The following is a 23,856-nucleotide window of genomic DNA, read 5'->3' as shown; positions in this document are numbered from 1 at the left end:
ATCACAGACGCCACCTCCAGCAAGCCCGCCAAACCGGTAGGACCGCCCAGCCAGCTTCGGGCCACCGGTCTGCGCAAGACGTATAACGGCCGCACCGTGGTGCAGGATGTGTCGCTGTCGGTATCGAGCGGCGAAGTGGTGGGCCTGCTGGGCCCCAACGGCGCCGGCAAGACCACCAGCTTCTACATGATCGTGGGCCTGGTGCCCGCCGATGCGGGTCGGATCGAAATCGAAGATCTGAACATCACCGCGCTGCCCATCCACAAGCGCGCCCGCCTGGGCGTGTCCTACCTGCCCCAGGACGCGTCGGTGTTTCGCCGCCTGACGGTAGAGCAGAACATCCGCGCCGTGCTGGAATTGCAGGTCGATGCCAACGGGCGCACGATCTCCAACGCCAAGATCAACGAAAACCTGGAATTGCTGCTCGAAGAGCTGCAGATCGGCCATATTCGTAAAAATACGGCCATTTCCCTGTCGGGCGGCGAACGGCGCCGGGTGGAAATCGCGCGAGCCCTGGCCACCAGCCCCCGCTTCATTCTGCTGGACGAGCCTTTCGCCGGCGTGGACCCCATCGCGGTGATCGAGATCCAGCGTATCGTGCGCTTCCTCAAGAGCCGCGGCATCGGTGTGCTGATCACTGACCACAACGTGCGCGAAACCCTGGGCATCTGCGATCGGGCCTACATCATCAGCGAGGGCAAGGTGCTGACCGATGGGCATCCCGACGAGATCATCACCGACCCCGCCGTGCGCCGCGTCTACCTGGGCGAACACTTCCGCATGTAACGAGATGCCGAATATCTGGATGTAAATCGCGCAGTGGCTTGTAAAAGCGCGTTGATTAGGCCACTGGGGGTCTTGAATTAAGACCCAGAGTCATTACACTAGAATTACGGACCACTACTTTCCAGGGGGGATTCTTTACGGATTAACGCGCAATCATGCGCACAACTGTATTTTTTTGGCAGAAGGAGATTGCACTATGAATCTGAGCATCTGCGGTCGTCACCTCGACGTCACCCCGGCACTCCGGGAATATGTAGTCAACAAGCTGGCGCGAGTACTCCGGCATTTCGATCACGTCATCGATACCCAAGTCATGCTTTCGGTTGAGCCCCTGCGCCACTGCGCCGAAATCACCATGCGCCTACGCGGCAAGGACATCCACTGCGAGGCCCAGGACGAAAACCTGTATGCGGCCATCGACTTGTTAGCCGACAAAATCGACCGTCAGGTCATCAAGCACAAGGACAAAGTGCAAAGCCACGATAACGAGTCTGTGAAGCGGCAACCCATAGCGGCTTGAGTCACCGCACAGCGCCTCACAAACACTCGTAGTCTGACTTTCGCGCGCCGAGTGGTGTAAGCCATCGACGCGTACGCAGGTGCAAAGCCTGCGATCCGAGCAAGTCGCCGATGACCCCGCGTTTGCAGTCCGGGGCATCGGTGCCTGACAGACCTCGCACAGCCCTTCCGCAAGATCCCCCAAAATAGCCTCGATGCGCCTCCGCCACACAGCGTAGGATGCCTGTCTGCGCCTGAGCATTTTTGCACCGCCGCAATCACCCCTATAATCCGCAAAATGAACCATTTGTCCCGTATTCTGCCCGCGGGCAATGTCGTGCTGGATTTGCTGGCTACCAGTAAGAAGCGCGCATTCGAACAAGCGGGCCTGCTATTCGAAAACAATAACGGCCTGGCGCGTTCCACTGTCTTCGACAGCCTGTTCGCGCGCGAGCGCTTGGGGTCGACCGGCTTGGGCCAGGGCGTTGCCGTGCCGCATGGGCGCGTCAAAAGCCTGGATCAGGCGGTGGCCGCGTTCATCCGCCTGGCGCAGCCCGTGGCCTTCGATTCGCCGGACGGCCAGCCCGTGACCCTGCTGCTGGTGCTGCTGGTGCCCGAGGCGGCCACGCAACAGCATCTGGACATACTCGCGGAATTGGCGCATTTGATGTCCAATAAGCCGCTGCGCGAAGCGCTCCATACCGAAACCGATCCGGCTGCAGTGCATCGCATGCTGACGACGGGCAAACTCTGACCCATCCGATAACGCCATGCTGCTCACTGTCCAGGAACTGGTCGACGACAACGCCGACAAAATCCCTTTCAATTGGATCGCGGGACAAGGCGCCGCCGAGCGCGTGATTCCCGATGACGGCATGGCGGCGGCCGACCTGGTCGGCCACTTGAACCTGATCCACCCCTCGCGCATCCAGGTGTTCGGCCAGGAAGAGCTGGCGTACTACTCGCGCTTCGATCTGCGCCGTCGCATGCACCACATGGACGAGCTGTTGATCGGCGGCGTGCCGGCCATCCTGCTGGCCGACGGCCTGTCCGCGCCGCAGGACCTGATCGACCAATGCGAGCAGCATCAGGTGCCCTTGCTGGGCACCCCGGTGGCTGCGGCGCAGCTGATCGACCTGTTGCGCATCTATCTTGGCAAGAAACTGGCGCCGACCACCACGGTGCATGGCGTGTTTCTCGACGTGCTGGGATTGGGCGTGCTGATCACCGGCGAGTCGGGTCTGGGCAAGAGCGAACTGGCGCTGGAACTGATTTCGCGCGGCCATGGCCTGGTCGCCGATGACGCGGTGGAGCTGTCACGCACCGCGCCGAACATGATCGAAGGCCACTGTCCTTCCTTGCTGCAGAACCTGCTGGAAGTGCGGGGGCTGGGGCTGCTGGATATCCGCACCATCTTCGGCGAGACCTCGGTGCGCCGCAAAATGCGTCTGAAGCTGATCGTGCATCTGGTGCGCGCCACGGCGCAGGACAAATTCGAGCGGTTGCCGCTGCAGGACATTACCCAGGACATGCTGGGCCTGCCGATCCGCAAGGTCATGCTGCAAGTGGCCGCCGGCCGTAACCTGGCGGTGCTGGTGGAGGCGGCCGTGCGCAATACCATCCTGAAACTGCGCGGCATCGATACGCTGGGCGAATTCATGGAACGCCAGGCCATGGCGATTCTTCAAAGCAGCAAGTGATGCTTAGCGGGCCTGTTTGACCTGCAAGGCAGTCGCGGCGCCCTCCTGATTGCCCCACTGGTTGCGGATGTAGCTGACTACGGCCGCGACGTCGTCATCATTGAGCACCTGGCCGAATGGCGGCATGCCATGCGGCTGCGGGTTCGCCGCGGTGGCCGGCGCGAAGCCTCCCTCCAACACGATACGTATGACATTGCGCGGCGACGGCGCCGTGACGCTGATATTGCCCGCCAGCGGCGGCCATGCCGGCGGCCGGCCTTCGCCCTGACTTTGGTGGCAGGCGACGCAATGCGTCCCATAGAGTTTTTCACCCCGTTGCAGCGTGGCCCGGCTCGGCGGCGTTGCGGCTACTACGGGTGTGGCTGGCAGGGATTTCAGGTAATTGGCGATGGCCAGGGCATCCGGCGCGGTCAGGTACTGCGTACCGCCGGTGACGACTTCGGCCATGGGGCCGCTGGCGCTGCCATGGCGCGCGGCGCCGTCGCGCAGCAAGGCCGCGATGTCGGCGGCGGTCCACTGCGCCAGGCCCGGTGTCGAGCCGTCTTTCGCGGCCCCTGCGTGCAAGGACGGGCCGTACCAGCCCAGGCCCGGGATGTCCCCGCCCGGCAGGCCCTCGCCCGTGGTGGCGCCCAACGCGTTGCGGGGTGCGTGGCAGGCCACGCAATGGCCCAGGCCCGCGACCAGATAACGGCCGCGCGCGATGCTGGCGGCCGGGTCGGCGGAAGCGGTATCCACCGACGTTACGGAGCCGCCGGCTGCGGCGTTGGCGGATGTGGCGTTGCCGCCAGCCGTCACGTCGGCGTCCAGTGGCGTGGCGGCTTTGAAGTGCAGCGCGCGCCAGAAGGCCAGCAGCGGGCGTTGGTTGTAGGGGAAGTCCAGTTCGTGCGGGCGGCTTTCCTGGGGCACGGCGGGCAGGCTGCGCAAGTAGGCGTACAAGGCGTCGGCATCGGCGCGCGTGACGTGGGTGTACTCCGTGTAGGGGAAGGCCGGATACAGCAGCTGGCCATCGGGCCGTTTGCCATGATGCAGGGCGCGCCAGAAATCATCGGCGGTCCATTTGCCTATGCCTGTCTGCGGATCGGGCGTGATGTTGGGGCCGTACAGCGTGCCGAAGGGCGTGGGGATCGCCGCGCCGCCGGCGTATGGCTTGCCGCCCCGGACGGTATGGCAGGCCGCGCAATCGCCCACGCGGGCGAGGTAGGCGCCATAGACCACTTGCCGGGCCTGGTCCGGCGCGTTCGCCGACGCGGTCGTCGATGCCGGCGTACCTGGCGCGGTCCCCGCTGTTGCCACGGGCTCGTCCTCCCGCGTACCCATCCAATACAACAGCCCAACCGCCACGACTACCAACAACAGCAGAATCACCACTCCGCGCTGAATTCCTCGACGCCATCCTTTGCGACTCATCGCGCGCCCTCCTGGCTGCCGCACTGGACCGGCAAGGTCAGGCTGCCGGCGGGTGCCGGGGTGTAGTCCGCGACCGGCGCGCTGCCAGTCACGGCGGCGTTTATCGGTGCCGCCGCACTGCCAACCACGGTGGCATTACTCGGTGCCGGCATGCTGACCACCGGTCCGTTGCCGCTGGACGTCGCGGTCCTTTGTGGCACGGGCTGCGCCGACAGCCATGCGGCCACGGCGGCGACGTCTTCGGGTTGCAGGCGGCGCGCGATGTCGGCCATGCAGTCGGGCGCGGCAGCATGGCGCAGGCCGCTCTGCCAGCTGCCTATCTGGGCGCCGATGTAATCGCGCGGCAGGCCCAGCAGGCCGGGTATGGCCGGCAATACGCCGCTCAGCGCTGCGCCGTGACAGGCGCTGCATGCAGGCAGGCCGCGAGTCTTGTCGCCTTGATGGACCAGCTGGCTGCCGCGCGCCATCTGGGCCGCATCGGCGGAAGACGTGGCGGGCGCGGGATACGGCGGATGCTGGTCGGCGAACCATGCGGCGATGTCGCGCAGATAGGCGTCGGGCAGATCGCGCAGCAGATGCGCCATCGGCTGGTACTGGCGCCGGCCATCGCGGAAATTCAGCAATTGGTGATACAGGTAGTCCTGGGGCTTGCCCGCCAGCCGCGGGTAATAGCCGTCCGCGCCGGCCCGGCCCTGCTCGCCATGACAGGCCGTACAGGCCGCCAGGCGCGCCTGCATGGTGCCCGGCTCCAGCGTATTGCCGGAAACGGTCGGCGCTGCCGGGGATGCCGCCGGTTGCGGCGACAGGCTGGAACCGGCGGCGCCTGCCGGTGATATTGCCGATGCCGGGGCGGCCCGTGCCGCAGATTGCGGCGACTGCGCCCCCGCGTCCATGGGCACGGCCAGCGGACAGGCCAGCAGAAGCCCCGCCAGCGCCACGGCGATCGCGCGCGGCCGCACAGGATGAGGGCGGATATCACCCGCCGGGAATGGAAAACTCCAGGTCGACAGCACGATCACGCACCTATATCGTTATTGGAAGGGCAGTGCGACGCAACAAACTCGAACAGGCGTAGGCCAGGCAAGACCATAGCAGAAGCGCGCAATCACCGCTGCCACGGCCGCTTCTATAAGACCAGCCATATTTCCCCGGCGTTTTCGTGCAACAATCGTAACCACTATGTTGAGAGTCGTCTTAATTACCGGCATATCCGGCTCCGGCAAATCCGTCGCCCTGCGACTGCTGGAAGACTCCGGATACACGTGCGTCGACAACCTGCCCGTACGCTTCCTCGCGGAATTCATTGCCACCGCGCGCAATGACCGCATGGACAGGGTGGCTGTCGCCATCGATGTGCGCTCGCCCGGCGAGCTGGCGGAGCTACCCGCCGCCATCGCCTCGCTGCGCAATGTGGGCACCAGTCTGCGCGTCGTGTTCCTCGACGCCAATACGGACACCCTGGTGCAGCGCTATTCTGAATCGCGCCGGCGTCATCCGCTGACGCAGCGTCTGGAACGCAACGGCAAGACGCCGTCGCTGCTGGATTGCATCGAGCTGGAACGCGAGCTGTTGGCGCCCCTGCGCGACCAGGAACACGTGATCGACACGTCGTCCCTGACCCCGGGCCAGCTGCGCGCGTGGATCCGCGACCTCGTGCAGGCCGATCGCCAGGCCATTCTTCTGACGTTCGAGTCCTTCGCGTTCAAGCATGGCGTGCCGCGCGATGCCGACCTGGTCTTCGACGTCCGCTGCCTGCCCAATCCCTACTACGACCCCACCTTGCGTCCGCTGACGGGCCGCGACGCGCCGGTGGCGGCCTATCTGGCCAGCTTCGAAGCGGTGGGCCAGATGATCGAAGACATCAGCGGCTTCATCCACAAGTGGTTGCCGCGCTATGCGCAAGACACACGCAGCTATCTAACTGTAGGAATCGGTTGCACCGGTGGTCAGCACCGTTCGGTTTATATTGTCGAGCAGCTGAAGGAACGTTTCAGCGACCATGTCCCTCTACTAGTGAGACACCGCCGACAATTGCCCGAAGAACACGCATGACCTTTCGCTTTCCGCGTTGCATCTACACCTTAGCCACTGCATTGATGGTCACCGTCCTGGTGGCGGGCTGTTCCAGTACGGGCGGCAAGCGGGGCGGCGGCTATTACAAGGACGACGGTCCCGGCAGCGACATCCCTGCCAATATCGAAGCCATCCCTGACGCGGTACCGCGCGTGGAGGCCTACGCCAGCGGCGCGAATCGGCCCTATGTGGTTTTCGGCAAACGCTATGTGCCGGACACCACGGACAGCGCGTTCAAGCAGCGCGGCATCGCGTCCTGGTACGGCAAGAAATTCCACGGCAACTCGACGTCCATCGGCGAACCCTACGATATGTACGCCATGACGGCGGCGCATCCGACATTGCCGATTCCAAGCTACGCACGGGTGACCAGCGCCATCAATGGCCGCAGCGTCATCGTGCGGGTCAACGACCGCGGGCCTTTCCACGACAACCGCATCATGGACCTGTCGTATGTGGCGGCTTACAAGCTGGGCATCATCGGGCCTGGCAGCGGCGAAGTGACAGTAGAACGCATCCTGCCGGATGAGGCCCGCCGCCTGGCCGCCGCCGCGGCAGCGGGTGGCACGGCGTCAGCGGCCAGTGCGCCGACCGTTGCGGCCGAGGGCGACGCGCCGGTGCTGGAGCCGTCCGCATCGGTGCCGGTGCCGCTGGCGCCGAACGCGCCCCTCGCGCCGGCCAGCGCACGGGCGGCGCCGCCTGTCATTCCCCCGCCGGCGTTGGCGCGCAGCGGCGCGGCGACGGCCGGCAGTGTGTATTTGCAGCTTGGGGCGTTCAGCCAGGCGGGCAATGCGCAGTCGCTGGTGTCACGGGTCAACGGCCCGTTGGCGGCGGCCGGCTTGCCGCAGGCGCAAGTGGCGCAGACCGGCAATCTGTTTCGTGTTCATGTGGGGCCCTACAGCGACCGCAATGCCGCCGAAGCCGCGATGCAATCGGTGGCCGATCGCACGGGCATCCTGCCCAGCATCATCACTCGGTAAGTTGAGTTTGGCCTGACCCGCTACCAGGCCAAGGTGCCTTGTGCGGGGTCGGTATTCTGGCGTCGGGTGTTTGCCGTCAGGCGGCCATAGGTGTGGCCTTCGTGCGCAAGCAAGGTGCGCTTGCGGGCCAGGCCGCCACCGAAACCGGTCAGGGACGTGTCACTGCCGACGATACGGTGGCAGGGAATGATGACCGCGATGGGATTGCGCCCCACGGCCTGGGCCACGGCCCGCACCGCCGCCGGACGCCCGACCACGCGGGCCAGTTCGCCATAGCTTTCCAGCGTGCCGAAGGGCAATTCACACAGGGCTTGCCACACTTGCTGCTGGAACGGTGTTCCGCGCGGCGCCAAGGCCAGCTCAAAATCGCGCCGCGTGCCGGCGAACCAATCGGTCAATTGCGTGGCGGCCATCCGCAGGAACGGATGGTCCGGCGTTTCCACTTCTTTGTCCGGATGATAGGACGGCCCATAGCCGGCGGCAGCCGTGTCGCCCGGGTCCATGAACCAGGCCCCGATCAATTGTTCGTCGCGCGCGACCAGCCGCATCGGCCCCACGAGCGTGGGGACGATGGCATAGATATCGGTATCGATGGTGGCGGACATGGGGACGCTATTCTTTCTGGCTGCACGGACGGTGACCGGCGTGGTCAGACCGTCTGCTCTTCGCGCTGTTTGCGTTCGAGCGCGCGGCTGTAAAGGACGTCGCGCGGCAGGCCGGTGATGCGCGCCGCGACACGGGCGGCGTCACGGACCGACAGGGCGTCGAGCAGGGCATCCAGCAAGGCGTCCGTCGCGGCATCGTCGTCGGAGTTCGGGTCGACGCCGGTGGAATGCAGGATCAGCACGAATTCGCCCTGGGTGCGATGCGCTTGCGCGGTCAGCCAGTTGGCGACTTCGCCCAGGGGCATGGTGGCGATTTCTTCGAAGCGCTTGGTCAGCTCGCGCGCCACGGTCACTTCGCGTCTGGGGCCGCAGACCGCCAGCATGTCCTGCAAGGTGGCGGCCACGCGATGCGGCGATTCGTACAGCACGACGGGGGCGGGCAGCGCGGACCAGCGTTCGAGCCAGCGCACGCGCGCCATGCTCTTGGTCGGCGGGAAGCCGGCGAAGGCGTAGGCGGGGTTTTCGTCAGTGGTGACGCCGCTGCCCATGAGCGCGGTGATGACCGCGCTGGGGCCGGGGACGGGGACGACCGCGAAGCCGGCGGCGCGGGCGGCGCGCACGACGCGGGCGCCGGGATCGCTGACGGCGGGCGCGCCGGCGTCCGAGATCAGGGCGACGCGCTGGCCTTGTTCCAGGCGGGCGACGATGGCGCCGGCGGCTTCGGCTTCGTTGTGGCGATGGGCCGACATCATGGGCGTGGCGATGCCCCAGGCGTCCAGCAGGACACGGCTTTCGCGGGTGTCCTCGGCGGCGATGACGTCGGCGCGGACGAGGGCTTGCCAGGCGCGCAGGGTCAGGTCGCCGAGGTTACCGATAGGCGTGGCGACGACATATAAGGTGGATGCCGGCCACTGTTGGCCGGCGACTCGATCGGCGATACGTGTCCAGGCTTCCTGGCCCGGCACGTTTGCGGCGGATGCGTTCATGGTGGGGAACTTGTCTCCAGGATTTGGCCACAGTTTAGTCCGATCTGGGTTTTGGATGGATTTCTGTATGTTGAGTGACAAGACCCTGCCCCCAGGACGGGGAGATAAGCTGGGGGCTACCGCCCCCAATCGCCCCCGGGCGGAAAGGGTGCTGGGGGCTGTCGCCCCCAGCGACCCCGGCGACGGCGAGCCGCGGGAGCGGCAATCGGGTGGTAACTGGGCCTTGGGCCAAGAAGGCGGATACTTCTCGGGTGGACCGAGAACGAGCCCCGAAGCTGACGTAACGTTGAAAATGGCCTTTGCCATAGCGGCTGCAGCCCAGCGGAAGGCTTGTCGGTTGCGGAAGCAGCGCTTGCGGCGGCGGGAGAGGGAAGCGGCAAGAGGTGGGCAGGACAAGGAAGCGGACGTGCCTACGCGGCGGTCGCCGAGCCAGCGTCACGGGGATCGATACGAAGACCAGGCCCTGGCCATGTTGACCAAGGCCGGCCTGGAACCGTTGGGACGTAACCTGCATTGCCAAGCGGGCGAGATCGATCTGGCCATGCGCGATGGCAACATCCTGGTGCTGGTCGAAGTCCGGGCCCGGAAGCATACCGGCTACGGCGGCGCTGCTGCGAGTGTGGACAGCGGCAAACAGGCCCGTTTGCGTCGCGCAGCCGCCCAGTTGCTGCCAACGTTGGCGCAACGTCATTGGGCCCGCACCCTGCCCCCAGTCCGCTTCGACGTGGTGGCCTACGGCCCCACGGGCGCCACCTGGCTACGCAACGCGTTCTCCGGCGAGTAGCCCCCGGCCGGATCGCCCCTGGCAAGCAGCGCGGCCGACAGGCCACGGCCCTCGTTGCCAACCCGGCTGACGGCCAGCGCTCGCGCGAAACGCCAGCCCGCCCACCCGCCGGACGAAGCAAGCCGATCTACGACGAAAATCGTCACGCATGGTTAGAAAAAAGGATCGCGTCCCCATGAGATAATCGCCGCCATGATGGATATGACCGCCCGCATGACCGCGCATTTCGATGACGCCGTGGCCGTACACGAACAGAGCCGCGACGCGCTGGCGCCCCTGCTCGCCGCCGCGGCCGACATGCTGTTCAGCGCCATCGCCAATAACGGCAAGATCCTGGCTTGCGGCAATGGCGGCTCTGCCGCCGACGCCCAGCACCTGGTCGCCGAACTGGTAGGCCGCTTCGAACGCGACCGCCTGCCGCTGGCCGCCGTGGCGCTGACAACCGATACCGCCATCCTCACCGCCGTCGGCAACGACTACGGTTTCGAGGAAATCTACGAACGCCAGGTCAGCGCCCTGGGCCAGCCCGGCGACGTGCTGGTGGCCATTTCAACCAGTGGCAATTCCCCCAACGTGGTGCGCGCCATCGAAGCCGCCCATGAACGCGAAGTCCACGTCATTGCCCTCACCGGCAAGGGCGGCGGCACCGTCGGGGAACTCATGACCGATCACGACATCCATATCTGCGTGCCGCACGACCGCACCATGCGCATCCAAGAGGTCCATGGACTGATGCTGCACGCACTCTGCGACGGTATCGACGCTTTGCTGCTGGGAGACCCCGAATAATGACCCGAAACACCACCCGCACCGCCCTGCTGGCCCTCAGCCTGATCGGCACCACCCTGACGCTGTCGGCCTGCATCGCACCGGTCCTGGTGGGCGGCGCCGCCGCCGGCACCGCCGTCGTGGCGACAGACCGCCGCAGCTCCGGCGTGCAGCTGGACGACAACAACCTCGGGTTCAAGGTCCAACACGCGATTTCGCAGAAGTTCGGCGATACCGTGCGTATCGACGCCAATGTCTACGAAGGCCAGGTGCTGCTGACCGGCGACGCGCCCACCGAGGCGGTCAAGACCGAAGCCACCACGCTGGCGAAGACCCAGGAAAAGGTCAAGACGGTCTACAACGAAATGGTGGTGGGCCAGCCCGCCAGCTTCGGCACCCGCTCCAACGACACCTGGCTCAGCTCCAAGGTGCGCACGGCTCTGCTCAATACCAAGTTCGTCCCGTCCGGTTCGATCTCGGTTACCACTGACCGCAGCGTGGTCTTCCTTCAGGGCAAAGTCACCCAGGTCGAGGGAGAATACGCGGCGAACGCGGCTGCCGACGTCAGCGGCGTGCACAAAGTGGTAAAACTCTTCAATACCATCAGCCGGGAAGAGGCGGTGCGTCTGTCGGGTTCCTATAGCGATCCGACCGGCACGAGCACCAAGTCGCCCAATTCGGCACCGGTCGTGAACGCCCCGGGCGCGGACAGCACCTCGGGCGCGGCCGGCGGCAGCGCAGTGGAATCTCTACCGATCAAATGAAAAAACTCGTCTTCGCTTTCGCGCTCGTTGTCGCGGCAGGCATTGCGTCCTGGTTCGTCTGGCGTCCCGCCCAGGCCGCTCCCAACGTGGCCTTCGCGTCCATCGACGGCCAGAAGCTGACCCTGCAGGATTTGCGCGGCAAGGTAGTGCTGGTCAAATTCTGGGCGACCGATTGCGTGACCTGTATCAAGCAGATGCCGGACACCATCGCCGACTACAACAAGTACTCGGCGCAAGGCTTCCAGACCGTCGCGGTGGCGATGAACTACGACCCGCCCAACTACGTGCTGAACTATGCGCAGACGCGCAAGCTGCCGTTCACGGTGGCCCTGGATAGCAAGGGCGACGTGGCGCGCGCGTTCGGCGACGTCCGCCTGACCCCCACCGCCTTCCTGATCGACAAGCAGGGCCGCATCGTCAAGCGTTACCTGGGCGACTACGATCCCAAGGCTTTCCACGCGGAAATCGAAAAGGCGCTGGCCGGCTGATGGTCACCTCCAGCCCCGCTACCGCTGCCACCGGCGCGCATCTCTTCGCCTTCCGGGGCGGGGAACTGCTGGTGCGTGAAGACGGGGCTGTACTGCCCCTGGACGACATTCGTCATCATCTGGCCGATGCCTCCGCCGCCTGGCAGACCGTCGGCACCCATCTGGATAAGGCCTTCCTGTCCCTGGCCCTGAGCCGCGACACCACGCCGCCTCCCGGCTATGTGTTTCGCCGGCTGCGCGAAGTGATGGGGGAATTGGCGGCTCCGGCAGGTGTGCTCGCCGGGCGTGCCTTCCAGGTAGCCGAGTGGGCGCGCACCCATCGCTTCTGCGGGGTCTGCGCGACGCCCACGGAACGGGTGGCGCATGAGTTCTGCCTGAAGTGTCCCAATTGCGGACACAGCAACTATCCGCGGATTTCTCCCGCGATGATGGTTTTGATCAAGAAAGGCGACAGCATCCTGCTGGCGCGCAATGCCAATTTCGCGGCGGCGCGGTATAGCGCGCTGGCGGGTTTCGTCGAAGCGGGCGAATCGCTGGAAGAGACGGTGCACCGGGAAGTCCAGGAAGAGGTCGGCCTGCGGGTGCATCAGCTGCGCTATTTCCAGAGCCAGTCCTGGCCCTTCCCGCATTCCCTGATGCTGGCGTTCACGGCCGAGTATCTGGACGGCGACATCACGGTCGACGGCACTGAAATCGTCGATGCACAGTGGTATGGGCCCAACGACACCCTGCCGAACATCCCGCCCACCGACTCCGTAGCCGGCCTGCTGATCCGGGCAAACCTGCCCGGCAAGCCCGCGGGCGCAGTTTGACCAAGGCGCGCTTGCGCGCGCCTGGTTTTCCCTTTTCGAAGACGCCGGGCGCGTGCCCAGGCCTTACGTCCACGACGCCCAGCGCGCCCACGGGCCCCCTCTTCCGAAGATGTGTGGCCGGCACCGCCGGCCACACATGATCATCTCTCCCCGCGCAAGCGGAACGCACCAGACTCTTATATTTCCAAAAATAATATATAAAAGAATATTTATTCTTTTGCGTTAGTAAGACTCCCCGGCATCATCCTCCCGTTACAGCGCGATACGCTTAAGCGGGAATTCAGCGGCCCACCGGCCCGGCTCCCACGCGCTGTCGAACCATCCCGTTTTTCGTGGAGCCCTCCTTGATCAGCCGTCTTTTCGCCGCCTCCTTCGCCGCCGCCTCCCTGCTTGCCGGTGCCGCCGCCCAGGCCCAGCAGCCGCAGGTTCTGTTGAACTCCTCCTACGACGTGGCGCGCGAATTGTTCACTGCGATCAATCCCAAGTTCGAGGAGAGCTGGAACAAGAGCAACGACACCAAGGTCAAGATCGAGCAGTCGTTCGGCGGCACGTCGCGCCAGGCCCAGTCCATTATCCAGGGCCTGAAGGCCGACGTGGTCACCTTCAACCAGGTGCCGGACGTGGACATCCTGGCCCAGCGCGGCCTGGTCGACAAGAACTGGCAGCAGGCCTTCCCCAACAACAGCTCGCCGTACTACAGCACCATCGCCTTCCTGGTCCGCAAGGGCAATCCCAAGCACATCAAGACCTGGGACGACCTGGTGCGTGACGATGTGAAGGTGGTGTTCCCGAATCCCAAGACGTCGGGCAACGCGCGCTACACTTACCTGGGCGCCTGGCTCTACGCCAACGAGAAGTTCAAGGGCGACGACGCCAAGACCCGCGCCTTCGTCGGCAAGCTGCTGCACAACGTCGAGAGCTTCCCCACGGGTGGCCGCGGCGCCACGGTGGCTTTTGCCCAGAACAACCAGGGCGACGCCGTGCTGACCTTCGAATCCGAAGTGAACAACATCGCCAAGAGCGATGAGTTCAAGGCCCAGGGCTTCGAGGTCGTGGTCCCGCCCGTCAGCGTGCTGGCCGAGTTCCCCATCGCCGTCGTGTCCAAGGTCGCCAAGGAAAAGGGCACGGAGAAGCTGGCGGAGAGCTACCTGAAGTTCCAGTACACGCCGGAAATCCAGGCGCTGCTGGCCGGTTTCTACTACCGCGTCCGTGACCCGCAAGTCGTCAAGGCCAACGCCGCGCAGTTCCCCGAAATCCGCCTGATCAACCCGACAGACGTGCTGGGCACCTGGGACAGCATCACGAAGGTACACTTCTCGGCCAACGGCGTGCTGGATCAGTTGCTGGCCGGCAAGTAACATCGCAGGCCGGCAGGATCCGGGGCATGTGGCCCGTCCCGGATAGCCCTGACCGCCCACGCCGTTCACACCGGCCGCCTCCGAGGCGGCCGTTTGGCTTTTGATCAACCCCCAGGCCCATGCCGAAATTCTTCCTGCAAAAACCCACGCTGCCCGGCTTCGGCCTGAGCTTCGGCGTGAGCAGCCTGTATATCTCGCTGGTGATTCTGTTCCCCATCGCCGCGCTGTTCGCCTACACCAGCGAGATGAGCCTGGCCCAGTACTGGCGCGCCATCAGCGACCCCCGCGTGGTGGCCAGCTACCGCGTCACCCTGGAAGGCGCGGCCATCTCGACGCTGGTGGTGCTGGTGTTCGGCCTGCTGCTGGCCTGGATCCTGGAGCGCTACCGCTTTCCCGGCCGGCTCTTCATCGACGCCCTGGTGGACCTGCCGTTCGCCCTGCCGACCGCCGTGGCCGGCCTGACGCTGTCGGTGCTGCTGGCGCAGGGCGGCTGGGTCGGCCAGTGGTTCGCCCCTTACAAGATCAGCTATGCCTTTCCCGGCCTGACCATCGCCATGATCTTTACCAGCCTGCCCTTCGTGGTGCGCTCGGTGCAGCCGGTGCTGGCCGAGATCGGGCCTGAATACGAGGAAGCCGCCCACACGCTGGGCGCCAACGACCGCCAGACCTTCCTGAAGGTGCTGCTGCCGGCCCTGGTGCCGGCCCTGTTCACCGGCGCTTCGCAAGCCTTCATCCGCAGCCTGGGCGAGTTCGGCGCGGTGGTGATGATCGCCGGCAACATCCCCCTGAAAACGGAGATCACGTCGCTGATGATCTTCGTGCGCCTGTCCGAATTCGATTATCCGGCCGCTTCCGCCATCGCCACCGTGGTGCTGGCGGCGTCGCTGCTGCTGCTGTTCTCCCTGCAGATCCTGCAAAACCGCCTGCTGCCCTGGCAGCGGCCGGGCCGCTAAGGATGGCTCTGATGCGCAAACCCAAGAACTGGCGTCAGTGGACGCTCATCGCCGTCGGCGTGGCGGGCGCGGTCCTGCTGCTGCTGTTGCCGCTGATATTGATCTTCGCCCGGGCCCTGTCGGGCGGCTGGTCCATGCTGGTCGACAACCTGGTCGACCCCGACATGCAGCATGCCATCCTGCTGACCCTGCTGGCCGCCGTGCTGACGGTGCCGATCAACATCGTGTTCGGCATCCTGCTGGCCTGGTGCGTCACGCGCTATGAATTCCGTGGGCGCTCGATCCTGACCACCCTGATCGACATCCCTTACGCGACTTCGCCGGTGGTGGCGGGCCTGTGCTATCTGGTGATCTATGGCGCGGAGAGCGCCGTGGGCGGCTGGTTGAGCAGGCACGATATCCAGCTGATGTTCGCCTGGCCCGGCATCGTGATGGTGACGGTGTTCGTGACCTCGCCCTTCGTCGCGCGCATCCTGATCCCCCTGATGCAGACGCAAGGCAGCGACGAGGAGTACGCCGCGCTGACCCTGGGCGCGCGCGGCTGGCAGATCTTTCGCCACATCACGCTGCCGAACATCAAGTGGGCGCTGCTCTACGGCACCGTGATCACCAATGCCCGCGCGGTGGGCGAATTCGGCGCGGTATCGGTCGTGTCCGGGGCGATCCGCGGCAAGACGGTGACCCTGCCCTTGCTGATCGAACAGCTCAACGACGACTACAAGACCGTGGGGGCCTTCACCGCCGCGGCCTTGCTGGCCTGCATGGCCCTGATCACCCTGGTGGTCAAGACGGCGATGGAATGGAGCCAGCGCGTGGAAGTGCGCGGCCGCACGCACTGAGCAGCACAGCCCCTACGCGGGCACCCGCGCCGTGCGGCGGCGCCATAGCTGCGTCGCCAGGAACAGCACGATAAGCACGTTGGCCAGCACCACCAGGGCGGAAAGCGCCGACGGCCTGTGCAGAAAATGGCGCACTTCGAATGGAATGTAGATGGCGCCGGACAGCGCGCCCAGCCATTCGCCCCAGACCCGGTCATGCCACAGGCCATAGGCCTCGACCAGGCGCACGATCACGTAGGCGCTGGCCAGGCTGACCAGCACGCGCACGCTGGTGTCCTGCAGGAGATCCGCGTATTGCAGCAGGGTATGAGGATAGCGGCCGCCGGGATCCAGGCCGAAGTGGCCGATCAGATCGATCGTCATCTGGCGCAGATCGTGATGCAGCAGGCTGAGCAGGCCGATGCTGGCGGCCAGCGCCGCACAGCCCTTGAACGCCTCGAACAGCGCGATGGCGCGTTGCGCGCGTCGCCTTAGCGCCACCGCCTTGGAACGGGGCTGATCGCCTGCTTGCATGGGTTATTCCTTCACCGGTACAGGGGAGTTAGCATAACGCGATCGCAGGCCGGCTCCAGCCGTGGGAAAATCACGCCTGACCGCCGCCGGTGCTCATCCAGGCGCCATGTGCGCCAGGCCTGGCCGGCCACCGCTACAACTATTTGCACAGGACACCATCATGCCTTCTTTCGACGTCGTCTCCGAAGTCAACAAACACGAATTGAGCAACGCCATCGACCAGGCCAACCGTGAACTGGCCACCCGCTTCGATTTCAAGGGCACCGACGCCAAGTACGAACTGGAAGAGTTCGTCGTCACGCAGGTCGCGCCGTCCGAATTCCAGCTCAAGCAGATGCTGGACATCCTGCGCGGCCGCCTGACGGCGCGTGGCATCGACCCGCGCTGCATCGACGTGGCCGATGCCAACGTCAACCTGGGCGGCGCACGCCAGAAGATCACCCTCAAGCAGGGGATCGAGCAGGCGGTGTCGAAGAAGCTGATCGCCGCCATCAAGAACGCCAAGCTGAAGGTGGAAACGCAGATCAACGGCGACAAGCTGCGCGTGACCGGCAAGAAGCGCGATGACCTGCAATCGGCCATCCAGCTGCTGAAGAAAACCGACGTGGAACTGCCGCTGCAGTTCGACAATTTCCGCGACTGATTTCCGCGAGCGCTATCCCCGACCGCGATTCCCGACCAATATCCGCGACGGTTCCCCGCGGCCCGTGACGAGCAGACCTGGCCAACCATGAAGATCGACGACATTCCCTTCGGCACCACCGACTGGTCCACCATCGAACCCACGCAGCATGCCGGCGACACCGGCCATGCGCTATGGCGCACGCGGCAGTTCGGCACCATCCGCGTGCGGATGGTGGAGTACACGCCCGGCTATCTGGCCGACCACTGGTGCAGCAAGGGGCACATCCTGCTGTGCCTGGAGGGCCGCCTGGACACCGAACTGGAAGACGGCCGCCGCTTCACGCTTCTACCTGGCATGAGCTACCAGGTAGCCGACCAGGCGGAAGCCCACCGTTCGTCGACCGCCGAAGGCGCCAAGCTGTTCATCGTCGACTGAGCGCCAACGGTCAGCCGCTGGTCGCCGGCCGCGATCAAGCGGCACGGCGGTCCGGCGGTTCAGCGCTGCGGCTGCCTAGCCCTTGCCGCCAGCGGGCTTGTTGATCGCCGCCACCGCGGCCAGCGCCTCGACGCTGGCGCCGTAGGCGGACTGCGCGGCCGCCAGCGTGACCTTGCCGTCGAGCAGGTCGCGCTGCAGGGCGCGTTCAGCACGTGACTCCGGCACGCCATAGCCGCCGCCCCCAGGCGTTTCGATACGCACGCTTTCGTCGGCCTGCAGGGTAATGTTGGCCGTCTTGGAGAACAGTTCCTCCTGCTTGGGCGTGCCGAAATTACGCAGCAGACGCGCGCGCCGGCCATTGGCGCCGCCGTCCACGCCCGTCGCCACACCTACTGTATGGCTGTCCGAGCGCGCCGAGAACACGATGCCCGGCACCAGCGCACGAATCTGCTTGGCGATGGACATGCCTCCGCGCGTGCGGCCCGCGCCACCCGAATCGGCGATCAGGGCGTATTCATCCATCAGCAGCGGATATTCGTTTTCCAGGGCCTCCACAGGCAGATTGGAGGTATTCGTCATATGCACGTGGATGGCATCCATGCCGTCGGTGTCGTAGCGCGCGCCAGAACCACCACCCAGGGTTTCAAGATAGACGAACTCGCCGGGCCGGGTGCTCCACTTGCCGGAGAACACGATGGCCGGGCAGCAATCGTTGCTGGACGCCATGATCTTCTCGGGCGGCAGCAGGCCACGGAACGCGCCGAAGATGGCGCCGGCAACCTTCTGCGCGGTGATCGAACGCGCGCCGACGGCGGCCGGGTGCTCCGGATTGGTGATGGTGCCCAGCGGAGCCTCCACCGTGATGGGCTCGAACAGCCCGGCGTTGGGGGCGATGTCCGGATCCAGCAGGGCCTTGACCGCGTAATACACCGACGCCCGCAAGGCGTTGACGGGCAGGTTCATGGCGCCGCGCGCCTGCTTGCCCGAGCCGGCGAAATCGAAATGCAGGCCCTGTGCCTTCACCGTCAGGGTCACCTGGATGCGCACGGGGTCGCCGCCCATGCCATCGTCGTCCAGGTCGCTGCTGAACGTGTAGCTGCCCTGCTTCAGCTCGGCGATGCGATTGAGCAGGCGGCGGCGCGTGTAGCGGATGACGTCATCCACCGAGCGCAGTACGGCGTCCAGGCCCATCTGGCGGATCAGGCCCTGCACGGCGGCGGAACCGCGCCGGTTGGTGGCCATCTGCACGCGCAGGTCCAGCAGGCGTTCCTCGGGATCGCGCGTGTTGGCGCAGATCAGGTTGAGCAGGTCATCGTCCATCTGGCCGGCGCGCGCGATGCGGCTGACCGGAATCCGGATGCCTTCCGCGAAGATGGAACCCAGGCCGCCGGCGATGGAACCGGGCACCGGGCCGCCCACGTCGGAATGGTGGGCGATGTTCGCCGCGAAGAAGCGCAGCGTGCCTTCCCAGAACACCGGCGTGACGATGTTGATGTCCGGCAGATGGCTGCCGTTGGCCAGATAGGGATCGTTGCAGATGAAGATGTCGCCATCGACGATCTTCTCCACCGGGAAATGCTCAAGAATGGCGCGCATGGCGCCGTCCAGCGAGCCCAGGTGCAGAGGAATCTGCGTGCCCTGCGCCACCAGGCGGCCGGCGGCGTCGAACAGCGCCACCGAGCAATCCTTGCGTTCCTTGATGTTGGTGGAGAACGAAGCTCGCACCAGCGTGTTGTTCATGTCTTCCGTAATCGACAGCAGCCGGTTGCAGAAGACTTCCATGCCGATAGGATCGGCCAGATCGTCGTCAGAGCGTTGGATCGTGGTCATGGTCCTAGCCTCGCAGGGTGATGATCAGGTTGCCGTAGTCGTCGACGATGGCATGATGGCCGACGCCGATGATGGTGGTGGAGCTCATTTCCTCGACCAGGGCCGGGCCCCGGAAAGCCACGCCCGTGGGCAGGCGGTTGCGGTCGTAGACAGGCGTGTCGACCCAGCCGTGCTCGGCGCCGAAGTAGCTGGAACGCTCGCCGATGCGGGCGCCGTCGACCGTGCCTTCGATGGTCCGGCGGGCCAGCGGGGCCTTGATGACCTGGCCCACGGCCTGCACGCGGCAGTTGATGATCTGGATGGCGCGGTCGTCCACGTTGTAGCCGTACTCGCGCTCATGGGCCTGGCCGAAGGCGGTGATGAAGGCGTCCAGCCCCGTCGCGCCGATGTCTTCCAGGGGCACCTGCACTTCGAAGTTCTGGCCTTCGTAGCGGGCGTCGATGGCGCAATGCGTCGCGCGCAGCGCTTCGGCCACGCCTTCGGTGGCCAGCCAGGTCTGGGCCTGGTCACGCAGCGTATCGAAGATGGCGGCGACCTTGGCCCAGCCTTCGGGCTTGGCCAGGGTGATCTCGCTGCGCACGAAGTCGAAGGAGATGTCGCTGAGCAGGATGCCACGGGCGCACATGGTGCCCGGCTCCTGCGGCACGATGACGCGCGGGATGCCGCACTCTTCGGCGACTTCCACCGCGTGCAGCGGGCCGGCGCCGCCGAAGGCGAACAAGGCGAAGTTGGACAGGTCGTGGCCGCGTTCGGTCGACACGGCGCGGATGGCGCGGCTCATGTTGGCGGTAGCGATACGCAAGATGCCTTCCGCCGCGGCTTCCACGCCCAGGTTGAGGGGCTTGCCCACCTTTTCCTCGATGACGGCGCGCGCCTCCTTGGCGAAGACAGGCATGCGGCCATTCAGCAGCGACACCGGATTCAGGCGCTGCAAGGCGATCTCGGCATCGGTAATGGTCGGCTCGACGCCGCCGCGGCCGTAGCCCACGGGGCCCGGCACGGCGCCGGCGCTATGCGGGCCGACCTTCAAGGCGCCGGCGTCGTCCATCCAGGCGATGCTGCCGCCGCCCGCGCCGATCACGTGGATGTCGACCATCGGTGTCTTGACCGGATAGCCCGCCACCTGGCGATGCGACGTGAACAGCGGCTTGCCCTCGCAGATCAGGGAAACGTCGGTGCTGGTGCCGCCGACGTCGAAGGTCACCAGATTCGGACTGCCGATCACGCGACCCACCGCCGCCGCGCCGACCACGCCGGCGGCCGGCCCGGACAGGCAGGTGCGCACGGGGAACTGGCGCACGCTGGCGATGGACATCAGGCCGCCGTTGGAGTGCACGGTGTGCGGTTCCTGGGCAATGCCCAGCTCCTGCACGCGCTGCAGGAACAATTCCAGGTAGCGCGCCATGCGAGGGCCCACGGCGGCATTGAGCACGGTGGTGGACAAGCGCTCGTACTCGCGGAACTCGGGCAGCACTTCGCTGGAAAGACTGATGTACGCGTCCGGCATTTCTTCCGCGACGATCTGGCGGGCGCGCAGTTCGTGCTCGGGATTGCGGTAGGAATGCAGGAAGCAGATGGTCACGGCGCCGATGCCATGCGCGGCGAAATGCCTTGCTGCTTCGCGCACGGCCGATTCGTCCAGGGGTTCGCGCACGCGGCCGCTGGCCTCGACGCGTTCGGCGACTTCGACGCGAAACTGGCGCGGCACGGCGACGGGCGGCTTGCCGACGCTGTAGTCGTACAGATGCGGGCGGGTCTGGCGGCCGATCTCCAGCACGTCGCGGAAACCGCGCGTGGTGATCAGGCCCACCGCGGCGCCCTTGCGCTCGATGATCAGATTGGTCGCCACGGTGGTGCCATGGCCCACATGCGACACCTGCGATGGTTGCACGCCATGCTCGCGCAGCATGCCTTCGATGCCGGTGGCGATAGCCTGCGAAGGATCGTGCGGCGTGGAAGGGACTTTGTGGAAATGAACGCGACCGGCGCCCGCCGTGCCGCCGCTTTCGTCGATCATGGTGAAGTCGGTAAACGTGCCTCCGACGTCTATGCCGATGCGGTACATATCGTTGTCATCCTGAGTTTTGGATATCGGGGTAAGGATGCGCGCCGCCGTCGCCGGGGCCTGAGCCCGGACAACGTCACTGAACGCGGCGCGCAGGAATCAATCGAGACGGATGTCGGCCTGCTTGACGACCTTGCACCACTTGTCGGTTTCGCTCTTGATCATGGTGGCGAAAGCGTCATTGGCGATGCTGGAAACTTCGGCGCCCTGTTCTTCCAGATAGGGCTTGAGGGACGGACCATTCTGTACGTCCACGATGGCCTTGCTCAGACGGTCGCGGATGTCGGTAGGCAGATGCGCGGGCGCCAGCATGCCGAACCAGACGATGGCCTCGAAGCCCGGATAACCGGACTCGGCGACGGTGGGCACATTGGGCAGCAGCTTGCTGCGTTGCGACGACGTCACCGCCAGCGCGCGGATCTTGCCTTCCTTGATGTAGGGATAGGACGTCATCACCACGTCCATCATCATGTTGACCTGGCCACCCAGCAGATCGATCAGGGCCGGGCCCGAACCGCGGTAGGGAACGTGCGTCATCTTGACTCCGGCGGTGTTGGTAAACAGCGCGGAAGCAAGGTGGTTGGACGTGCCCGGACCATTGGACGCGTAGGTGTATTTCTCCGGATCCTTCTTCAGCAACTGGACGAATTCACCCAGGTTCTGCGCGGGCACATCCTTGTTGATGACAATGACGTTGGGAATGGTCGCCACGACGGCCAGCGGCGTGAAGTCCTTGCCTGCGTTGTAGGGCAGCTTGGGATAGATACAGGGCGCGCTGCCATGCGTGCTGACGGAGCCCATCAGGATGGTGTAGCCGTCGGCCGGCTGGCGCGCGACGTAGTCGGTGCCCACGGTACCGCCGGCGCCGGGCCGGTTTTCCACGATCACGTTGGCGCTCAGCTGCTTGCTCAGGCCCTCGGCCAGCTTGCGGGCGACCAGGTCGGTGGACCCGCCGGCGGCGAAGGGCACCACCAGGCGGATGACTTTGTCAGTTGGCCAGGCGGCCAGGGCGGACGTGGCGGATAGCACCAGGGCGGCGCCGACGGCAACTGCGCCACACCGTCGGATAAAACCTGCATTCATCGGTATTCCCCTTGAAGGTCGTGGCACGGTGACCCCATGGTCCCGGCGTTTTTCGACAGGGCCTGGCTAGTCAGCACCCTTGGGGAACATCCTAGGTTCGCGGGCGATCAGGTGTCTGCGTTTTGCATCTATAGTCATATAAACGTCATCTATGCCGGGCCGTGGCGCCCTCTGAGCGACGGTTTAGTGCCCGCGTTTACCCTTAGGCTCCCCCGCGCCTCGCATGAAGCATCCTGACCTCAATCTGCTGACCCACTTCGATGCCCTGATGACCTGCCGCAGCGTGTCGCGCGCGGCCGAGCAGGTGGGCATCAGCCAGCCTGCCATGAGCGCGGCCCTGGGACGCCTGCGCAAGCTGTTCAACGATCCCCTGCTGGTGCGGGAGAACACGGTGTGGCAGCCGACGCCGCGCGGGCTGGACCTGTTGCAGGAATTCCAGCCGCTGTTGAGCCGGTGGCGGCGGGTGACGGCGGCGGGCGATGAAGAGGACTTCGACCCGCGGCGGTCGACCCGCACGGTGTCGCTGTATGCGACGGACTATATGCAGTTCACCCTGCTGCCGCGGGTGCTGCCGGGCCTGACGCGGGACGCGCCGAATATTCATCTGCGGGTGATGCCGGCGCGGCTGCTGCATGGCATGAGCATGCTGGACACGAATCACGTTGAATTGCTGGCGGGGTATTTTCCGGATCCCTCGCCTAATCTGCGGGCGCGCTTTCTATACGAAGAGCCGGCCGTTTGTATCGTGCGGGAACAGCATCCCTGCCTGCGGCGGGCGTGGGACCTGGATGCGTATCTGCGCTATAGCCATGTGGATCTTGCGGCGCATACTGGGTATTTCAGCGGGGCTATCGATCGGCTGCTGCAGAGTCTTCAGCGCAAGCGGACGGTGACGGCTACCTTGTCCAGCTATATGGTCTGTCCATATGTGGTGGCGGCGTCTGATCTGATCGCGACCATGCCCTTGAGTATTGCGCGGGCGACGGCGGCGCGGAGCGGACTGGTGCTATTGGAGCCACCCTTGAAGCTGCCGCCGTTGTCGGTGTCCTTGTATTGGCATGAGCGGTATCAGGATGACAGTGGGCATGCGTGGCTGCGGCAGTACATTGCCGGGAAGGTGGCGCTGCCGTGATTGCTGGTGAAGATTTTTTTAAATAATGGGGGAGACCCCCATCGCCCCCTTTTTGGGCTGGCGCCCAAGTGGCTGCCGGTGGGGGAATGTTGGGGGATCCCCGATCCACCCATTGCACCCTCTTTGGGCTGGCGCCCATGTAGCTGCCGGTGGGGGGAATGTTGGGGGATCCCCGATCCCCCGACGCCCCCGCTTTTGGCTAGCGCCCATGTGGCGGCCGGTGCAGGAATGATGGGGGATCCCCGATCCCCCAACGCCCCCGCTTTTGGCTAGCGCCCATGTGGCGGCCGGTGCAGGAATGATGGGGGATCCCCGATCCCCCAACGCCCCCGCTTTTGGCTAGCGCCCATGTGGCGGCCGGTGGAGGAATGA

At 65.4% G+C, this 23,856-nt stretch carries 25 protein-coding genes; 17 read left to right on the top strand and 8 right to left on the bottom strand.

Features of this window, described 5'->3' with window-relative positions; genetic code table 11:
* The 4 genes from lptB (at position 1) to hprK (ending at position 2,984) form a co-directional block, all read left to right on the top strand.
* Positions 1 to 786, top strand: a complete 786-nt coding sequence (gene lptB, locus ASB57_RS24640) for an LPS export ABC transporter ATP-binding protein (protein ID WP_369822881.1) — start codon at positions 1 to 3, stop codon at positions 784 to 786.
* A 196-nt stretch (positions 787 to 982) separates the two neighbouring features.
* Positions 983 to 1,306, top strand: coding sequence for a ribosome hibernation-promoting factor, HPF/YfiA family (gene hpf / locus ASB57_RS24635; protein WP_057654568.1), 324 nt, complete (start codon positions 983 to 985; stop codon positions 1,304 to 1,306).
* Positions 1,307 to 1,582: 276 nt separating this feature from the next.
* Complete coding sequence (locus ASB57_RS24630; RefSeq protein ID WP_057654567.1) at positions 1,583 to 2,038, top strand: PTS sugar transporter subunit IIA; 456 nt, start codon at positions 1,583 to 1,585, stop codon at positions 2,036 to 2,038.
* Positions 2,039 to 2,057: 19 nt separating this feature from the next.
* On the top strand, positions 2,058 to 2,984 hold the full coding sequence (gene hprK / locus ASB57_RS24625; RefSeq protein ID WP_057656414.1) for an HPr(Ser) kinase/phosphatase: 927 nt from the start codon (positions 2,058 to 2,060) through the stop codon (positions 2,982 to 2,984).
* Positions 2,985 to 2,987: 3 nt separating this feature from the next.
* On the opposite strand, the gene ASB57_RS24620 is transcribed toward hprK, so the two are convergent.
* On the bottom strand, positions 2,988 to 4,391 hold the full coding sequence (locus ASB57_RS24620; protein ID WP_057654566.1) for a cytochrome c: 1,404 nt from the start codon (positions 4,389 to 4,391) through the stop codon (positions 2,988 to 2,990).
* Positions 4,388 to 5,284: a c-type cytochrome gene (locus ASB57_RS24615; RefSeq protein WP_156414443.1), complete on the bottom strand. Its 897-nt coding sequence runs from the start codon at positions 5,282 to 5,284 to the stop codon at positions 4,388 to 4,390. Before ASB57_RS24615 ends, ASB57_RS24620 begins: the two co-directional genes overlap by 4 nt.
* A gap of 286 nt (positions 5,285 to 5,570) precedes the next feature.
* Between ASB57_RS24615 and rapZ the strand changes: the two genes are divergently transcribed.
* Positions 5,571 to 6,443 carry an RNase adapter RapZ gene (gene rapZ / locus ASB57_RS24610; RefSeq protein WP_057654565.1) on the top strand — a complete coding sequence of 291 codons (873 nt, stop codon included), beginning with the start codon at positions 5,571 to 5,573 and terminating at the stop codon, positions 6,441 to 6,443.
* A complete protein-coding gene (locus ASB57_RS24605; RefSeq protein ID WP_057654564.1) occupies positions 6,440 to 7,444 on the top strand; it encodes a septal ring lytic transglycosylase RlpA family protein in 1,005 nt (334 codons plus the stop codon). The genes rapZ and ASB57_RS24605 overlap by 4 nt, the downstream gene beginning before the upstream one ends.
* A 20-nt stretch (positions 7,445 to 7,464) precedes the next feature.
* Here the strand turns inward: ASB57_RS24605 and ASB57_RS24600 are convergent, their stop codons facing one another.
* Positions 7,465 to 8,049, bottom strand: a complete 585-nt coding sequence (locus ASB57_RS24600; protein ID WP_057654563.1) for a methylated-DNA--[protein]-cysteine S-methyltransferase — start codon at positions 8,047 to 8,049, stop codon at positions 7,465 to 7,467.
* Between the two features lie 44 nt (positions 8,050 to 8,093).
* Entirely contained in the window at positions 8,094 to 9,035 is a 942-nt protein-coding gene (gene rsmI, locus ASB57_RS24595; protein ID WP_057654562.1) for a 16S rRNA (cytidine(1402)-2'-O)-methyltransferase, read from the bottom strand.
* On the opposite strand from rsmI, the gene ASB57_RS31905 reads away from it, so the two are divergent.
* The 8 genes from ASB57_RS31905 (at position 9,034) to cysW (ending at position 15,801) form a co-directional block, all read left to right on the top strand.
* Positions 9,034 to 9,819 carry a YraN family protein gene (locus tag ASB57_RS31905; RefSeq protein WP_369822760.1) on the top strand — a complete coding sequence of 262 codons (786 nt, stop codon included), beginning with the start codon at positions 9,034 to 9,036 and terminating at the stop codon, positions 9,817 to 9,819. The two genes, rsmI and ASB57_RS31905, sit on opposite strands and share 2 nt — an antisense overlap.
* A 195-nt stretch (positions 9,820 to 10,014) precedes the next feature.
* Positions 10,015 to 10,608 carry a phosphoheptose isomerase gene (locus ASB57_RS24585; RefSeq protein ID WP_057656412.1) on the top strand — a complete coding sequence of 198 codons (594 nt, stop codon included), beginning with the start codon at positions 10,015 to 10,017 and terminating at the stop codon, positions 10,606 to 10,608.
* Positions 10,608 to 11,351, top strand: a complete 744-nt coding sequence (locus tag ASB57_RS24580; RefSeq protein WP_057654561.1) for a BON domain-containing protein — start codon at positions 10,608 to 10,610, stop codon at positions 11,349 to 11,351. Before ASB57_RS24585 ends, ASB57_RS24580 begins: the two co-directional genes overlap by 1 nt.
* A complete protein-coding gene (locus tag ASB57_RS24575) occupies positions 11,348 to 11,839 on the top strand; it encodes a peroxiredoxin (protein ID WP_057654560.1) in 492 nt (163 codons plus the stop codon). The genes ASB57_RS24580 and ASB57_RS24575 overlap by 4 nt, the downstream gene beginning before the upstream one ends.
* Complete coding sequence (gene nudC, locus ASB57_RS24570; RefSeq protein ID WP_057654559.1) at positions 11,839 to 12,651, top strand: NAD(+) diphosphatase; 813 nt, start codon at positions 11,839 to 11,841, stop codon at positions 12,649 to 12,651. Before ASB57_RS24575 ends, nudC begins: the two co-directional genes overlap by 1 nt.
* A 344-nt stretch (positions 12,652 to 12,995) precedes the next feature.
* Positions 12,996 to 14,009, top strand: a complete 1,014-nt coding sequence (cysP, locus tag ASB57_RS24565; protein ID WP_057654558.1) for a thiosulfate ABC transporter substrate-binding protein CysP — start codon at positions 12,996 to 12,998, stop codon at positions 14,007 to 14,009.
* Positions 14,010 to 14,128: 119 nt separating this feature from the next.
* A complete protein-coding gene (cysT, locus tag ASB57_RS24560; protein ID WP_057654557.1) occupies positions 14,129 to 14,962 on the top strand; it encodes a sulfate ABC transporter permease subunit CysT in 834 nt (277 codons plus the stop codon).
* A gap of 11 nt (positions 14,963 to 14,973) precedes the next feature.
* Complete coding sequence (gene cysW, locus ASB57_RS24555; protein ID WP_057654556.1) at positions 14,974 to 15,801, top strand: sulfate ABC transporter permease subunit CysW; 828 nt, start codon at positions 14,974 to 14,976, stop codon at positions 15,799 to 15,801.
* A 12-nt stretch (positions 15,802 to 15,813) separates the two neighbouring features.
* Here cysW and ASB57_RS24550 read toward each other — a convergent pair whose 3' ends face one another.
* Positions 15,814 to 16,314, bottom strand: a complete 501-nt coding sequence (locus ASB57_RS24550; protein ID WP_057654555.1) for a DUF2127 domain-containing protein — start codon at positions 16,312 to 16,314, stop codon at positions 15,814 to 15,816.
* A gap of 160 nt (positions 16,315 to 16,474) precedes the next feature.
* Between ASB57_RS24550 and ASB57_RS24545 the strand changes: the two genes are divergently transcribed.
* Positions 16,475 to 16,957 carry a YajQ family cyclic di-GMP-binding protein gene (locus tag ASB57_RS24545; RefSeq protein ID WP_057654554.1) on the top strand — a complete coding sequence of 161 codons (483 nt, stop codon included), beginning with the start codon at positions 16,475 to 16,477 and terminating at the stop codon, positions 16,955 to 16,957.
* Positions 16,958 to 17,044: 87 nt separating this feature from the next.
* Positions 17,045 to 17,374, top strand: coding sequence for a DHCW motif cupin fold protein (locus tag ASB57_RS24540; protein WP_057654553.1), 330 nt, complete (start codon positions 17,045 to 17,047; stop codon positions 17,372 to 17,374).
* Positions 17,375 to 17,449: 75 nt separating this feature from the next.
* Here the strand turns inward: ASB57_RS24540 and ASB57_RS24535 are convergent, their stop codons facing one another.
* From ASB57_RS24535 to ASB57_RS24525, 3 genes are all read right to left on the bottom strand, one after another.
* A complete protein-coding gene (locus ASB57_RS24535; protein WP_057654552.1) occupies positions 17,450 to 19,204 on the bottom strand; it encodes a hydantoinase B/oxoprolinase family protein in 1,755 nt (584 codons plus the stop codon).
* A gap of 4 nt (positions 19,205 to 19,208) precedes the next feature.
* On the bottom strand, positions 19,209 to 21,269 hold the full coding sequence (locus ASB57_RS24530) for a hydantoinase/oxoprolinase family protein (protein ID WP_057654551.1): 2,061 nt from the start codon (positions 21,267 to 21,269) through the stop codon (positions 19,209 to 19,211).
* Positions 21,270 to 21,368: 99 nt separating this feature from the next.
* Positions 21,369 to 22,352 (bottom strand): tripartite tricarboxylate transporter substrate binding protein, encoded by a 984-nt coding sequence (locus tag ASB57_RS24525; protein ID WP_057654550.1) that lies wholly within the window; start codon positions 22,350 to 22,352, stop codon positions 21,369 to 21,371.
* A gap of 223 nt (positions 22,353 to 22,575) precedes the next feature.
* Between ASB57_RS24525 and ASB57_RS24520 the strand changes: the two genes are divergently transcribed.
* Entirely contained in the window at positions 22,576 to 23,484 is a 909-nt protein-coding gene (locus ASB57_RS24520; protein ID WP_057654549.1) for a LysR family transcriptional regulator, read from the top strand.
* Positions 23,485 to 23,856 lie beyond the last annotated feature (372 nt).

The organism is Bordetella sp. N, from assembly GCF_001433395.1.
Taxonomy (GTDB): domain Bacteria; phylum Pseudomonadota; class Gammaproteobacteria; order Burkholderiales; family Burkholderiaceae_B; genus Bordetella_C.
This window is presented reverse-complemented; position numbering and strand designations above follow the sequence as displayed.

What these genes read in the sequence shown, in the direction of transcription:
- ASB57_RS24585 (WP_057656412.1), top strand. Translation starts at nt 10,015, where the DNA reads ATGGATATGACCGCCCGCATGACCGCGCATTTCGATGACGCCGTGGCC.
- cysT (WP_057654557.1), top strand. Translation starts at nt 14,129, where the DNA reads ATGCCGAAATTCTTCCTGCAAAAACCCACGCTGCCCGGCTTCGGCCTG.
- ASB57_RS24605 (WP_057654564.1), top strand. Translation starts at nt 6,440, where the DNA reads ATGACCTTTCGCTTTCCGCGTTGCATCTACACCTTAGCCACTGCATTG.
- ASB57_RS24580 (WP_057654561.1), top strand. Translation starts at nt 10,608, where the DNA reads ATGACCCGAAACACCACCCGCACCGCCCTGCTGGCCCTCAGCCTGATC.
- rsmI (WP_057654562.1), bottom strand. Translation starts at nt 9,035, where the DNA reads ATGAACGCATCCGCCGCAAACGTGCCGGGCCAGGAAGCCTGGACACGT.
- rapZ (WP_057654565.1), top strand. Translation starts at nt 5,571, where the DNA reads ATGTTGAGAGTCGTCTTAATTACCGGCATATCCGGCTCCGGCAAATCC.
- ASB57_RS24575 (WP_057654560.1), top strand. Translation starts at nt 11,348, where the DNA reads ATGAAAAAACTCGTCTTCGCTTTCGCGCTCGTTGTCGCGGCAGGCATT.
- hpf (WP_057654568.1), top strand. Translation starts at nt 983, where the DNA reads ATGAATCTGAGCATCTGCGGTCGTCACCTCGACGTCACCCCGGCACTC.
- ASB57_RS24525 (WP_057654550.1), bottom strand. Translation starts at nt 22,352, where the DNA reads ATGAATGCAGGTTTTATCCGACGGTGTGGCGCAGTTGCCGTCGGCGCC.
- cysW (WP_057654556.1), top strand. Translation starts at nt 14,974, where the DNA reads ATGCGCAAACCCAAGAACTGGCGTCAGTGGACGCTCATCGCCGTCGGC.
- nudC (WP_057654559.1), top strand. Translation starts at nt 11,839, where the DNA reads ATGGTCACCTCCAGCCCCGCTACCGCTGCCACCGGCGCGCATCTCTTC.
- ASB57_RS24550 (WP_057654555.1), bottom strand. Translation starts at nt 16,314, where the DNA reads ATGCAAGCAGGCGATCAGCCCCGTTCCAAGGCGGTGGCGCTAAGGCGA.
- ASB57_RS24530 (WP_057654551.1), bottom strand. Translation starts at nt 21,269, where the DNA reads ATGTACCGCATCGGCATAGACGTCGGAGGCACGTTTACCGACTTCACC.
- ASB57_RS24615 (WP_156414443.1), bottom strand. Translation starts at nt 5,284, where the DNA reads ATGGACGCGGGGGCGCAGTCGCCGCAATCTGCGGCACGGGCCGCCCCG.
- ASB57_RS24600 (WP_057654563.1), bottom strand. Translation starts at nt 8,049, where the DNA reads ATGTCCGCCACCATCGATACCGATATCTATGCCATCGTCCCCACGCTC.
- ASB57_RS24545 (WP_057654554.1), top strand. Translation starts at nt 16,475, where the DNA reads ATGCCTTCTTTCGACGTCGTCTCCGAAGTCAACAAACACGAATTGAGC.
- ASB57_RS31905 (WP_369822760.1), top strand. Translation starts at nt 9,034, where the DNA reads ATGGTGGGGAACTTGTCTCCAGGATTTGGCCACAGTTTAGTCCGATCT.
- ASB57_RS24520 (WP_057654549.1), top strand. Translation starts at nt 22,576, where the DNA reads ATGAAGCATCCTGACCTCAATCTGCTGACCCACTTCGATGCCCTGATG.
- ASB57_RS24535 (WP_057654552.1), bottom strand. Translation starts at nt 19,204, where the DNA reads ATGACCACGATCCAACGCTCTGACGACGATCTGGCCGATCCTATCGGC.
- ASB57_RS24620 (WP_057654566.1), bottom strand. Translation starts at nt 4,391, where the DNA reads ATGAGTCGCAAAGGATGGCGTCGAGGAATTCAGCGCGGAGTGGTGATT.
- ASB57_RS24630 (WP_057654567.1), top strand. Translation starts at nt 1,583, where the DNA reads ATGAACCATTTGTCCCGTATTCTGCCCGCGGGCAATGTCGTGCTGGAT.
- ASB57_RS24540 (WP_057654553.1), top strand. Translation starts at nt 17,045, where the DNA reads ATGAAGATCGACGACATTCCCTTCGGCACCACCGACTGGTCCACCATC.